This is a genomic window from Anabaenopsis elenkinii CCIBt3563, assembly GCF_015245355.1.
In the GTDB taxonomy this organism is placed as follows: domain Bacteria; phylum Cyanobacteriota; class Cyanobacteriia; order Cyanobacteriales; family Nostocaceae; genus Anabaenopsis; species Anabaenopsis elenkinii.
Genome location: NZ_CP063311.1, coordinates 1,138,313 through 1,152,236 on the forward strand (window position 1 = coordinate 1,138,313; position 13,924 = coordinate 1,152,236).

10 protein-coding genes and 1 pseudogene are annotated in these 13,924 nt (G+C 42.2%); 8 read left to right on the forward strand and 3 right to left on the reverse strand.

What is annotated here, in order from left to right; all coding sequences use genetic code 11:
• The first annotated feature begins 172 nt into the window (after positions 1–172).
• Positions 173–562: a hypothetical protein gene (locus IM676_RS05090; RefSeq protein ID WP_200989215.1), complete on the forward strand. Its 390-nt coding sequence runs from the start codon at positions 173–175 to the stop codon at positions 560–562.
• Positions 563–635: 73 nt separating this feature from the next.
• On the opposite strand, the gene IM676_RS05095 is transcribed toward IM676_RS05090, so the two are convergent.
• Positions 636–1,133, reverse strand: a complete 498-nt coding sequence (locus IM676_RS05095) for a DUF427 domain-containing protein (protein ID WP_200989216.1) — start codon at positions 1,131–1,133, stop codon at positions 636–638.
• Between the two features lie 791 nt (positions 1,134–1,924).
• On the opposite strand from IM676_RS05095, the gene IM676_RS05100 reads away from it, so the two are divergent.
• Positions 1,925–2,248, forward strand: coding sequence for a hypothetical protein (locus tag IM676_RS05100; RefSeq protein WP_200989217.1), 324 nt, complete (start codon positions 1,925–1,927; stop codon positions 2,246–2,248).
• Between the two features lie 621 nt (positions 2,249–2,869).
• Here IM676_RS05100 and IM676_RS05105 read toward each other — a convergent pair.
• On the reverse strand, positions 2,870–4,807 hold the full coding sequence (locus tag IM676_RS05105; RefSeq protein WP_200989218.1) for an AMP-dependent synthetase/ligase: 1,938 nt from the start codon (positions 4,805–4,807) through the stop codon (positions 2,870–2,872).
• A 609-nt stretch (positions 4,808–5,416) separates the two neighbouring features.
• Here IM676_RS05105 and IM676_RS05110 point away from each other — a divergent pair.
• On the forward strand, positions 5,417–6,256 hold the full coding sequence (locus IM676_RS05110; protein WP_200989219.1) for a tetratricopeptide repeat protein: 840 nt from the start codon (positions 5,417–5,419) through the stop codon (positions 6,254–6,256).
• A 50-nt stretch (positions 6,257–6,306) separates the two neighbouring features.
• On the opposite strand, the gene IM676_RS05115 is transcribed toward IM676_RS05110, so the two are convergent.
• Positions 6,307–6,651, reverse strand: a complete 345-nt coding sequence (locus tag IM676_RS05115) for a hypothetical protein (RefSeq protein ID WP_200989220.1) — start codon at positions 6,649–6,651, stop codon at positions 6,307–6,309.
• Positions 6,652–6,894: 243 nt separating this feature from the next.
• Here IM676_RS05115 and IM676_RS05120 point away from each other — a divergent pair, with 243 nt between their 5' ends.
• From IM676_RS05120 to IM676_RS05140, 5 genes and pseudogenes are all read left to right on the forward strand, one after another.
• Entirely contained in the window at positions 6,895–7,782 is an 888-nt protein-coding gene (locus tag IM676_RS05120) for a DMT family transporter (protein WP_200990087.1), read from the forward strand.
• Positions 7,783–7,929: 147 nt separating this feature from the next.
• Positions 7,930–8,094, forward strand: a pseudogene (locus IM676_RS05125) (AAA family ATPase); the annotation flags it as partial.
• Between the two features lie 19 nt (positions 8,095–8,113).
• On the forward strand, positions 8,114–9,034 hold the full coding sequence (locus tag IM676_RS05130) for a tetratricopeptide repeat protein (protein ID WP_200989222.1): 921 nt from the start codon (positions 8,114–8,116) through the stop codon (positions 9,032–9,034).
• Between the two features lie 253 nt (positions 9,035–9,287).
• Positions 9,288–12,860, forward strand: a complete 3,573-nt coding sequence (gene smc / locus IM676_RS05135; RefSeq protein ID WP_200989223.1) for a chromosome segregation protein SMC — start codon at positions 9,288–9,290, stop codon at positions 12,858–12,860.
• 58 nt (positions 12,861–12,918) lie between these two features.
• On the forward strand, positions 12,919–13,893 hold the full coding sequence (locus tag IM676_RS05140) for a PRC-barrel domain-containing protein (RefSeq protein WP_200989224.1): 975 nt from the start codon (positions 12,919–12,921) through the stop codon (positions 13,891–13,893).
• Positions 13,894–13,924: the final 31 nt, after the last annotated feature.

Consider the following 13,924-nt stretch of genomic DNA (forward strand, 5'->3'; position numbering starts at 1 on the left):
AACAAACTAAGCAGTGATTGCATCTAAATATCTATCTAAAGATAGATGACAATGGTTTTTTTAAGATGATTGAATAACCTCATAGCAGATTTTGGTATTAGTTATCACCCCAGCCCCTAGATACCTTCTAGAGGTTGGAGTGATCAACATCTCAAGATGAGGGGTAATAGCCATGAACTTACAAAAAACCCAATTACAAATTGCTCAATTGCAGCAACAAATGACCTTAACCCTAGATAATCCCCCATCAGTCAAGTTACAAGTCAAGAATATTAACTTTATCCAGAAACAATTAAGAGCTATTAAAAAAGAGCTTAACTTAGCCATTAAAGAAATTAACCAACAAGCTACCCAAGCACTCCCAGACAGTATGATCTCATTAGGACTAGATTTATTTGGTCAACGTAAGTTTGCTGGTCAAGTACGACAAAACACCAGGAGAGTCATTCAGTCAGAGAAAATCATCTTAAGACAACCTTATATGGAGATAAAAAATTATATAGACCAAGTGTTATTAGAGGGAGATAAACTGAAATTAGAAGCAGCACAATATTTACTGTAATAGTTTTATTTGAGTTATTTTAGCTATTTTAGTCCCCTCCCCTTGATCAGGGGAGGATGAGGGTCAGGTTGATTCACCATCCCCAAGTACCCGGACTACCCTTAAAAGGCCCCACAATATCATGGGTCACCCAACCACCGTAAAAATTACCTGGTTGTGGTTGTACTCTTTCCCCATCCACATAGCAAGCATCCATGAGATGGGCATAGAATGCTACACAGTGCTTAATAGATGTAAAATTAGGTGTAGGGTTGGGGTAGAACCAAGCTGCATTATGTGCTTGTTTATCACCTACGCGGATAGTATAGTAATTAGCGATACCTTTCCACTCACAAAAACTAGATTTTGGCATCAGTATTAGGTATTCTATTTTGATATCCCCTGGGGGGATATAGTAAGTAGGGGGATGACTAGTTTCTAATACCCGCTTGGCGCTGTGGGTGTCCACAATGACGATATCATTAAAAACGACTTGAATATGTTTGTTTGTGTCTTCTAGACGAGGAGGACGGGGATAGTCCCAAACAGATTCTTGTCCCGGTTCGGGGTTAATGGGTTGAGGAGACACCATGGTTAGTAAACATTAAAATCTCATTTTAAACAACGAACTACCCAGAAGCCAAGGACTCACACTTAGAGGATGTTTGGAAAGTATTAAACAGGTAATTTTTATATTAGGGAACAGGGAACAGGGAACAGGGAACAGGGAATAGGGAATAGGGAGGAGGGAGCAGGGAATGGGGGATAGGGAATAGGGAATGGGGAATGGGGAATGGGGAATGGGGAACGCACAAAAAACAATAAAATCCAGTTCCCTCCCCTTACAAGGGGAGGGTTAGGGTGGGGTGAAACAATAGTTGGTACACTAATCATACCTTTTAAAACATCCTCTAAGAGGTTGTTTGATAAGTTTTCATGTGTAATTTTCATCACATCTTTACCCCATTTAATTCATTCAATCCAGTCCCCTCCTCTTACAAGGGGAGGGTTAGGGTGGGGTGAAACAATATTTGATACAGTAATCATAACTTACTAAACATCCTCTAACTGCTCCTATTTATATCTTCACCAATACTTAATAGTCAACTTGTTGCATATGGGTTGAACTTGCAGATTAATTAGTTTATTCTCTGTACAGAAATAATATAAATCCTTAGTATGGAACTAGCCCAGGAGTTGGACAATCAAGAAAAATACCAATATATAATAAATAAATATATATATATTTATTTATGAAATCACTTGAGGTTGTCCATGGCTATTCAAATTATGGTGTTACAGTACAATGCAACCCGTTAAAACTTTAGTGCATAATGCTTTCCACATCATTGGACTAACATCAAACCCTTAGAGTGTGTTGGGATGAAACTATCGAATTTAGATCCACTTATACCCCTCATGGAATTAAAAGCAAAATTGATGAAGTTACCAGAAGATTATGTTGTTGATGAGGAGGAATTAATCGAGTTTTTATCCCAGCGAAGATGGCCTGAAAGAAATCGGCGCATTGATAGAACAACTTTTTGGCGGTGGCGCAATGACAACAAAATTGATAATCAAAAATCCTTTCGTAAACTAGATATTGTAAAACTCTGTCAAATTTGCGATCACTACCGTTTAGATGGCACTCGCAATGAATACTTAACCATGGTTGATCATACTCCAGATTTGTCACTTAATAAGTAAACTTTGGGCTGGTTGGGCTAATTGACTATTCCTGTGTAAGAGGATGTTTGATAAGTCATGATTAGTGTATCAACTATTGCTTGACCCCACCCTCTCCTTGCAAGGGTAGGTTTTTAATATGATCTGTGAAGGCAAGACTAGGAAGACAAGGAAGGAAAGTGGACAAGGAAGATTTTATACGGACAATGGTCTTTTAAGGGGCTATTTTTCTTACTAAAAATACAGACTTTGTACTGTTTTTCTCCCTTGTCACCTTGTCCACCTTGTCCACCTTGTCTTGTCCTTGTAAGGGGAGGGGACTGGATTTTATTGTTTCGGAGTGTCCCCCATTCCCTGCTTCGGTGCTTCGGTGCTTCCTGCTCCCTGTTCCCTGTTCCCTGTTCCCTAATATAAAAATTACCTGTTTAATACTTTCCAAACATCCTATTAGAGAATTATTCATAAAATCTCACTATTATATCAAAATAAATTAGTTAGTTTCCTGGTATTTTATGGTGAAATTGACAGAGATATATATAGATAAACTCAGGAGGGTTGTCAAGATCACAAATAGTAAATTAAAATTGCTCAAGTATCACTAAATAGATAGATGAATGAGTAAATGGGTTGTTGATATAGTCATCAGGAAAACATTTCCTCAATTAAATCTCCGTAATGTTCCATGACAACATGGCGCTTAATTTTGAGAGTTTGAGTTAACATTCCATTTTCTGGTGAAAACGGCTGGGAAATTAAGCGAAAAGGAACAATACGCTCATGAGGATGAGATTGACACTGATGGCGAAGTTCCCGATCTAGCTCTTGGCGAAATAACTTTTGTACAGGTTGGTTATTTAAGTTAATGCTCTCCTCCTCAGGTGCGGTTGATTCCGGGGTTTGGAGTTGTAAACCATGCTCCTGGCCCCAGTCCTGGAGGTGATCCCAGTTGGGAACAATCAACGCTCCGAGCGATCGCCTATCTTGACCAACCACAACAATCTGATCTATATAAGGACTGCGCAGACATAAATTTTCAATGGGTTCTGGTTCTACATTCTCACCATTACTCAGAACAATAGTATCTTTTTCTCGCCCAGTTAATACTAAATCCTGCTGGGAAGTGAGAAAACCTAAATCTTCAGTATTAAACCAACCCTTGGGATCAATTGCCTGATTTGTAGCTGCTGAATTATGATAGTAACCCTGTGTAATCTGTGGTCCACGGGCCAGAACTAGGCCTTTTTCACCCCGGGGTAAGGTTTTGCGGGTTTGGGGGTCTACAATCCAAATTTCTGTACCGGGAATTGGTATCCCCACGGAACCCCGTAAATTATGTTCAGGTCGCCTAGCTGTTAAAACTGCGCATGTTTCGGTTAACCCATAACCTACCAGCACTTCTAAACCGATAATTTCATAGAATGTTTCTAAATTCAGGTTCAGACTACCACCTCCACAAATAATCTGTTTCAATTCTGGACTAATTTGTTGACGGACTTGTTTGTAAATCAATCTATCCGCTAGTGTATGTACAGGCCAAAGCATGGCGGTGTGGATTCTCGCCTGTTGCCGTTGTGCCATGGAAGGGTATTCTAAAGTTAATCTCTCCACAGTTCGCCGAGCTTGAATATAGCGATCGCTCATAGCTAACAAAGAGTAAATTAAACCCTGTTTGTTTGCAGACTCCCGGCGAAACTGTTTATGTACTTGATCATGAATAGATTCTAATAGCCGCGGTACACAAACAAAGTAATGAGGTTTTTGGGCTTTGAGGTCTGATTTAAAATAACGCAGACTTGTATAAATGAGAGTGCAACCTTGAGAGAAAACAAAATACTCAATCACTCGTTCATAAATATGCCAAGTGGGTAAAATACTCAAAAGGCGATCGCCTGGTTGTAACTGCATCACTGTAGCTAAACTAGTCACTTGGTGTAACAAATTCCCGTGACTGAGCATTGTAGCTTTAGGCTTACCGGTAGTTCCAGAAGTATACACCAAAGTTGCTAAACTATTCCGGGTTTGTGCAACTGGGGAGAAAGTCTGATTACGGCCAATTTCCATTACCTGGGAAAAATTCCGCACCTGTAACCCCGCTGCAACTTCCTCATCTGACAGTAAAATTACTAATTGAATCGGTAAATTATCTATTTGGTGAATGAGCTTCTCGAGAGTAGCCTGATTTTCTACCACCAAAGCAGTGGCTCCGCTATTATCCAGAATATATAGTAATTCATCTGCCGATGCTTGGGAACTGCGCACAGCATTTACTGCACCTGCGGCCATAATACCTTGGTCGGCAATCAACCACCGCAGATGATTTTCCGAAAATAAGCCCACCTTTGTTTTGACTGATACACCTAGGGATTGTAAACCAGCGGCGAACTGTTGAATTTGCTCCCACAATTGAGCATAGGTCAAACTCACATCTGGCCGGGAGTGGGGGTCATGTACAGCGATGATCTGACTAAACTTTTCAGCCGCTATTGACCACAGCGCCGGTAAAGATGGGATACTACTGTAATCAGCTGCATCTGCTGCTAACCGGGGACTAGAAGCACTAACAAAGGAAGGACTGTTCATTAAAGACCTCTAATAAACCTCGCCCTCTAGCACCACACCTTGACAGCTATATTACTATTCACCCCCAGGGCTAACCATCTACCCAATGACCGAAATCAAGGGCTTGGTATCAATAGTAATGCAATTTTGGCAGTACACATCCGGGAGGATATAATATGTAACTTGTGTTACTATTAATTTGAATCTAGTGAAATATTAATTAAAGATTTAATTAACTTACCATTGCCATAAAAAAATCTAGATCCAGTATCAGGACAGACATAAAAAATCAATTTACCTGTTTAGAATATTTATATAACAATTATATAACAATTAGATAAATTATTCCGGATAAGTACGTTTATGCTAGATGTTTAATCTAGCACGTGAATATTAATTAAGTCTACAACCTATTAGTTAATCAGGTTTAGTCAACAGGTCTTGTAGCGACAGATTTTCCTTCAGGGTTTAGGGCTGTCAAGAAGATTGTAGTATTGCCTATGGTTTGTGTGGTTATTTCTGGACTACCCAAACTATGGGATGATCTCACAACACACAGGCAATTGTCTATGAAAACAACCAGTAAATCTCGTCCTAATTGTCATTCCGGTTAAAGGTTTTAGTTAACTTATGAAAATGCGACTGTTCCTGGGAGAACACCTAAAGGTTAAAAGAAAACTGACTATAGCTGTGGTGACTCTATTAAGTGGAATTACTAATATTGCTTGTAACAGCAGTCAAGATGTATTGATAACGGAAATAGGTCTGAAGGCTCCCAACAGTCGGATGGTGCAAACATCACCGGCGGGTAATCTTTATATTCAGGGGAAAAATCGCCACCTCAAAGGTGACCTACAAGAGGCGATCGCTATTTATAACCAAGTGATTGAGCAAGATCCAGACTATGCTCAAGCATATAAGAGCCGGGGACAGGCTTACTTTGATCTGGGAGACAAGCAAAGGGCGATCGCCGACTACAATCAAGCCATTAATCTTGCTCCTGACGATGCGGAAGCCTACAATTATCGAGGAAATGGCCTAGCTTCCCTAGGAGACTACCAACGGGCGATCGCCGACTACAACGAAGCCATTCGCCTATCACCCCGCTATGCTGAAGCCTATAATAATCGGGGAAATGCTCGCGCTGCTCAAGGGGATAATAACGGCGCGATAGATGACTTTAACCAAGCCATTACCATAGATTCTCGCTCTGCAATGGCTTACAACAATCGAGGTAATGCCCGTGCTGCCCTGGGAGACAGACAAGGGGCTATTGGGGATTATAATCAAGCTATTCGCCTCAATTCCTCCTTTGCGCCTGCTTACAATAATCGAGGTAATGCGCGTGCTGCTGAGGGAGACAGACAAGGCGCCTTGCAAGACCTGCAACAAGCCGCCTCTCTTTTCCAACAACAAAATAATAATGAGTTATATCAACGGGTCATGAACAATATTCGAGAGATTAGGTAGTACACATGGGGATTTACCCAGAGGGGACATAGACCCACCCCCACCTGGCATTATTTTCTCAGCAAAGATTCAAATTCCGCCTGTAAAGAACGGATCTCTGCGAGTCTAGCAACCAGTATATTCTCATGACCGGCATCCAGTAAACGAGCTTGCCAATAACGAATACTTTCGGCATTGTTAACCCAGAACCTGACCACAGTTTCTTTGACTTGTTCAGTATTCCACCCCCATTTGATTGGTAAAGGTTCCACAGATTCTAATAAGGCATCCAATGTACATTTATGGGTGCTGAGATATTCTACCCCTTGACTGACTGGTTGGTGAATAGTTTGTTGTTGATGGTTAAAGAATTGCCAAATAGGAGATACCCCGACAATATCAAATGTGTATTTCATTCTACTCCTCCCAATATTTAATTACTTGTGTGGTCAGGTTTTTACCTGTTAATTAATTCCTGCTTAGAAGCATCTACAGCTATCTATAAAAGAGGCTTTTATTCTCTATCTTCTAACAAGAATTACCTGGGAAAATTAGCACTCTCTTCGTTAGAGTGCTAGAATGTTTTTGGTTCTTTATTGTATTATTAAAGAAGTTGGCGGATTATTTAAGGGGGAAAGTATATTTTTAATAATTTGTTAATAAACGCCGGGGGTGAACTAGCGGCTTTAACTGCTGCTGCTTTGTGGGCTGTGGCTTCGGTGTTATATGGCGTTGTGGGAAATCATATTCCGCCACTGCGACTAAATTTCCTCAAGGGGATAGTAGCCATTACCCTGCTGATTCTCACTATTTTACTAACTGGTGAGTCCTTACCCACCTCTACCCCTTTGCCGATTTTTCTTCTGTGCTTGAGTGGGGTAATTGGTATTAGTTGGGGTGATACTGCTTTTTTAGGGGCGATCAATTATTTAGGACCTCGCCGGGTTTTACTGATGAGTACCCTTTCCCCTCCCCTCACGGCTATTGTGTCCATGATTGGACTGGGGGAAACTTTAAAAATTACCGCTTGGTGTGGGATTTTTCTGACTGTTTTAGGAGTCGCTTGGGTAGTCACAGAACGAGTTCCCCACAGCAGCAATGATTCCCCTACTCACCTATGGCGGGGTGTAGGTTTAGGTTTATTAGCCGCCATAGCTAGCAGCATTGCTACAGTTATCTCTCGCCTAGCTTTTACTCTTGGTGATATACCCTCTTTATGGGCGGCTTTATTGCGCTTAGGTGCTGCTCAGGTGATTCTCTTGGCTTGGCTGTCGCGAGCTGGGGCGCAAGTCTCCCCGAGTTCAAAGGTATCACCGCGAATCATTTTCACCGCTTGCTTGGCCGCTGTTTGTGGTACTTATTTGGGTATTTGGCTACAGCAAACAGCAATTAAATTGACAACTGCGGGAATTGCTTCTACTTTGTTGGAGACTAGCCCTATATTTGTTATTCCTATTGTTTTATGTCTGGGAGAAAAGGTGAGTTGGCGATCGCTCGCTGGGGTGATAATTGCTATTGTGGGTATTGTCTTGTTATTTTTTACCTAACTCTAGGTGAAGTCAACCTATCTTATACAAATTAAGCAATCTTCTTGTTGATGCTAAAAATTGATGTTAAAAAATGGTCTTGTCCCTATTGCCAAGGCTTAATTAATTGATACACTTGTGCTAGACTAGACCAGATAAGCAGCATCTATGGTACACGTCAAGCGCGCGGAACTCACTAACTTTAAATCCTGCGGTGGTACTACCTCGGTTCCTCTACTACCGGGGTTTACCGTCATTTCTGGGCGGAATGGTTCGGGGAAATCTCATATTCTGGATGGGTTGCTGTTTTGTTTAGGGCTTTCTAGTTCTCGATAAAGGCGAATTTTTACTAATGGACTGGAAAACTATATTACAAGCGCAACAGACCGACTTCATCAACCGAATGGAATCCGGTGATTTATTCCGGTGTGACCAACCAGGAAAGCACAGCGAGTTAACCGTGATCACCGGTGATTCGTTACAGCAATTACGGCGGTTTTGCTGGCGCATGGTTGATAAATATAAACGTAGTAACTCTAAGAGTGAGGATGTGTTTGTTAACAACCTGAAGGGAAAGCTAGGGGAGGAGGTAGTTAAAACCCGTTTAGGTGATCTGCTCACGGATGTTGACTATGAACAATATCAGGGTGGTGATGGTAGTGTAGACTTTACCCTAGCTGCTGATTCATCTATTGGTATTCAGGTAAAAGCTCGTCAGGGTAAATTTGATCTTGAATGGTCAATTAGTCAAAAAGAAATTAACAAAAATGCTGTTTTGGTTTGTATTTTAATTCAAGAGGAAGTCAATGAGGCACAAAATCAATATCATTTAGTCCTAGCAGGGTTTTTACCCACTGATATGACCACCGTGACTGGGGGGAAAGCCAGGGTAAAAATCAATGAGTTGCTCTATTGTGGGGGTTTACGGGGCTATTTAGAAAGTTTGACAGTTTCCCCAAATGCTCAATTTTACTTCAACCGGGGGTTAGAACGCTCTAACTTATGGGACAACCAGGGTGCAATTGATGACTTTACTCAAGCTATTCAGATTGACCCTAATCTTGCTCAAGCTTACTTGAACCGGGGGAAAGCTCGCTCTGACTTAGGAGACAAGCAGGGTGCAATTGATGACTATACCCAAGCTATTAAGATTGACCCTAATTTTGCTTATGCTTACAACAACCGGGGGAATGCTCGCTCTGAGTTAGGAGACGAGCAGGGTGCAATTGATGATTTTGTGACTGCTGTCCGTACATCAGAACTAGGTTTTTAGTCCAATTTTGCCTAAGTCCTATATATAAAAGACAAAGACAAGGAAAAACAAAAGACTATCAAACTGCTATGGATAAAATTAAATATCTGAAGTCTGAAGGATGATATTTCATTCTGAAACAGCTTAATGTCAACTCATACTTAACCTAAATCTAGTTCTCCCCTAGAGGATGCTAAAAGATGGTCTTATCCCTATTGCCAAATCTTAATTAATTGATACACTTATGCTACATTAGCCCAGTTAAGCAGCATCTATGGTACACGTCAAGCGCGTGGAACTCACTAACTTTAAATCCTTCGGTGGTACTACCTCGGTTCCTCTACTACCGGGTTTTACGGTCATTTCTGGGCCGAATGGTTCGGGGAAATCTAATATCCTGGATGCGTTGCTGTTTTGTTTAGGGCTTTCTAGTTCTAAGGGAATGCGAGCGGATAGGTTACCGGATTTGGTGAATAATGCTCAAAAGCCTAAAGGACGCGCTGGAATTGAGGCCAGTGTGACGGTAACCTTTGATTTGTCGGGGGATGTATCGGGGACACAAACCCAGATTGGGGAGGGTGCTGTAACTGAGTGGAGTGTAACCCGCAGGTTGCGGGTAAGTCAGCAGGGTAGTTATACCTCTAACTATTATATTAATGGTGAGCCTTGTACTCTGACGGAGTTACATGAGGAGTTGAATAACCTGCGGATTTATCCAGAGGGTTACAATGTGGTGTTACAAGGAGATGTTACTAGTATTATTTCTATGAATGCTAGGGAACGTCGAGAAATTATTGATGAGTTGGCCGGGGTGGCGGCTTTTGACCGTAAAATTGTCCAAGCTAAGAAAACTCTGGATGAGGTGAAGGACAAGGAAGATAGTTGTCGGATTATTCAGACTGAGTTAACTATACAGTGCGATCGCCTATCTCAAGCCCGTGCTAAGGCGCAAAAGTATCAAGTACTCCGCAGTGAGTTTCAGTGTAAGCAGTCCTGGGAGGCGGTTTTATCTTGGCGCTCTCTTCAAGCACAGCAAGAAAAGTTGGTGGCGCAAATCCAAGGGGGCGATCGCAGTTATATTGAATTTACTACTCAGTTAAATAACCTCAATTCTGCCATTACTCTCCAGACGGAGGAACTAGAACAACTCAATGCTTATGTCAAAGCTTTGGGTGAGGAGGAACTCTTGGCGCTCCAAACTACTTTAGCCACCCAAGAGGCGGAATTTAAACAACTCCAGCGCCGACAACAGGAATTAACCGCAGCCATAAGGCAAACAACCCAAGAATTGAGCCAAACTCAGCAGGATGTGGCACAATATCAGCAGTCATTAACAAGTTTAGCCCAAACTGAGGTTTTAGCCAGAGAATCTATTCTGGGTTGTGTGGAAGCACGAGATCAAGCCCAAGGGGTTTTAGATGCTTCCAGGTCAGCAGCAGCGGCGATCGCTTCAGCTTCGGAAGCTTGGGTACAGCAACAAACAGCTTTTAATCGTCAAATTGAATCTTTACTGCAAATCCTGGAACCCCAACGCACTGAACAAGCACAACTCAGAGAACGCTATGAGCAGTTACAGCAGCTAATTACTGAACAAACTCAGCTGGTTAATAGTTGGGAACCGGAGTTAAGTGGTAAACAAGCTGAATGTAGTCGCTGGGAAATGGAGTTTCAGGGAGGGGGTGAACCCATAGCCAATTTAGCCGCAACTCTCGCAGCTACAGAACAGGAGTTACAAATCCAACAGGAAACCCAAAAGCGACTTTTACAAGAACAACGGGAAAAACAACGCCAGTTAGATAAAATTGAAGCCCAAGCCCAAGCCCAACAGGAGGTACAGGGAACCCAAGCCAGTAAGGTAATTTTACAGTCGGGACTGCCCGGGTTGTGCGGTTTGGTGGTACAGTTGGGTAAGGTAGACCCCCGCTATCAGTTAGCTTTGGAAATTGCCGCTGGTGGGCGTTTGGGTCATATTGTCGTAGAAGATGACAGCGTAGCCGCTGCGGGAATTGAATTACTCAAGCAAAAACGGGCAGGTAGGGCAACTTTTTTACCTTTAAATAAGGTTAAGCCTAGTAAATTTACTCAGGATGCTACCTTGCGTTATGCCCACGGTTTTGTCAATTATGCGGTGAATTTAATTGAATGCGATCGCCGTTATCAAGATGTGTTTAGTTATGTGTTCGGTAATACTGTAGTTTTTACAAGTATCCAAGCAGCCAGGCAAAATATGGGTCTGTATCGGATTGTCACCTTAGATGGGGAATTGTTGGAAACTAGCGGCGCTATGACTGGGGGGAGCAGTAGTCAGCGTTCTGTATTGCGGTTTGGGAAAACCGAATCAGCCGAATCTGAGGAAGCTATGGCTTTAAAGGGTCGCTTGGTAGATATTGAGCGAATTTTATTACGTTGTACTGAGTCTATAACTACTTTATCGGCTCAAACTAAACAATATACCCAGGAACTCGCAGAGGCAAAACAAACCCGGCGAGAACAGCAGTTACAATGGGAACAACTGCAAAAAGAAGTCAAGAATTTAACAGAGCAATTGCATGGGACGCGATCGCAACTGACCCAAAATACCGAAAAAATCAGCCTCGCCCAATCCCGTTTATCAGTGTTAGATCGGGAATTACCAATAAAAGAAAATGAGTTACAACAATTGCGACAAGAATTAGGGGAGTTAGAAGCATCTCAAACCCCCAGAGAATGGCAAGAAATACAAGTAACTATTAAAAACCAAGAGCAACAATTACAACAAAAAGAGAGAGAATTAAGGGAAGCGGAAGAAAAATTAAAAAATTGTCAAACTCAACAACAGCGATCGCAAGAACGCATCCAAGAAGCTGAAGCTAAAATCCAGCAATATCAGCAACAACAAACCAGCCAAGAAAATCAACTAAATTCCCTGAATAGTCAATCAGTTAGCCTCAGCAGTGAAATTAATCAAAACCAGGCTAATTTGCAGCAAATGAGCGAAAATTTAGGGTTAGAGAAACAAAAACGGGACACAATAGAACAAGAATTGCGATCGCAACTTTTACATCAACAACAACTGCAATGGGAAATTGAGAAACTCCAAGAAACCCAACACAAACGGCTCGAAGAGTTAAAAGCACTGCAAAACCAATTACGAGAAACCGGCGCAGAATTGCCCAATCCCTTACCAGAAGTACCAGACCAGGTAGATTTAGAGGAATTGCAAAAAGAACTGCGCAGCCTAAGCAAACGGTTACAGGCTATGGAACCGGTGAATATGTTGGCTTTAGAAGAATACGAACGCACCCAGAACCGCCTGGAAGAACTCACGGAAAAACTACAGACCCTAGAAGCAGAACGTACGGAATTACTCCTACGGATTGAGAACTTTACCACATTGCGACAGCTAGCATTTAAAGAAGCCTTTGATGCGGTCAACACCAACTTTCAATCTATTTTTGCGGTTCTTTCCGAAGGTGACGGCTATTTGCAACTAGAAGATCCCGAAGATATTTTTAACAGTGGGCTAAATTTAGTCGCCCACCCCAAAGGTAAACCAGTACAGCGCCTAGCTTCCATGTCCGGGGGGGAAAAATCCCTCACAGCCTTAAGTTTTATCTTTGCTCTACAACGTTACCGCCCCTCCCCATTTTATGCTTTTGACGAGGTAGATATGTTTTTAGATGGGGCTAACGTAGAGCGATTAGCTAAAATGATCAAACAACAAGCCCAACAAGCCCAATTTATAGTTGTGAGTTTACGCCGTCCGATGATAGAATCGGCCGAACGGACTATTGGCGTTACTCAAGCACGAGGAGCTTACACTCAAGTATTGGGGATTAAATTAAAATCATCCAATGCATCTGCTTGAGATTTTGTTAATAATAGTGTATAGATAAACCGGATTCGAGATCAGGACTCGGTATAGAATGACCTCTGAACAGATAATTAGGCGTTCCGACATATTAAACACCCAGGTGATTACTCGCGATAACGGCAAACGGCTCGGTATCGTCAATCAACTTTGGGTTGATATTGATCAAAGAGAGGTTGTGGCTCTTGGTTTGCGAGACAGCCTGATCTCTATTTCGGGTCTGCCACGCTATATGTACCTCAACACCATCAACCAAATTGGTGATGTAATTCTAGTTGATAACGAAGACGCGATCGAAGATATTGAGATTGAGAGTTTAAGCAACCTGATTAACTGGGAAGTAATCACAGAAACAGGTGAAGTATTAGGGAGAGTGCGGGGGTTCAAGTTCAATGGCGAAACTGGTCAGATCCTGTCTATAGTCATCGCCTCTTTAGGAGTACCCCAAATTCCTGATCAATTTCTCAGCACCTATGAGTTATCGATGGATGAAGTCGTTAGCACTGGTCCGAGCAGGTTGATTGTATTTGAGGGGGCCGAAGAACGGGTTAACCAGTTAACCGTGGGCGTGCTAGAACGCTTAGGTATTGGTAAAGCACCCTGGGAAAGAGAAGCAGAAGAGGAATATGGCTATGTTCCCCGTGCGGTTTCACCAGCGAATCAGCTACCTAGTGGAGTACCATTACAACCACCTAAAACTAAAGTTCGCGCTCCTGAACCTGTGGAAGAGGAGGAATGGACTCAAGACTATGTGGAAGAAGAAATTCCCCAGCGTCAAGTCATGCGGGCGCAACAGTACGAATCTATTCAATACGAACAAGACGAGGAAGATAACTGGAGTGAAGTTACTCCCAGGGATAGATATCAACAGCCACCTCAACCCAGATATGAAACTCAGGCTTACACCAATGAGTACGAGGATTATGATGATATAGAAGGGGATGCTTGGGAGGATGCACCAAAGCCGGTAAATATTCCTAAGAAAATCAAAGAAAGACAGCCAGAATATGAAGAAGAAGGCGGATATTAACATAATTCTTCATTCCTAACTCGGTAGATCA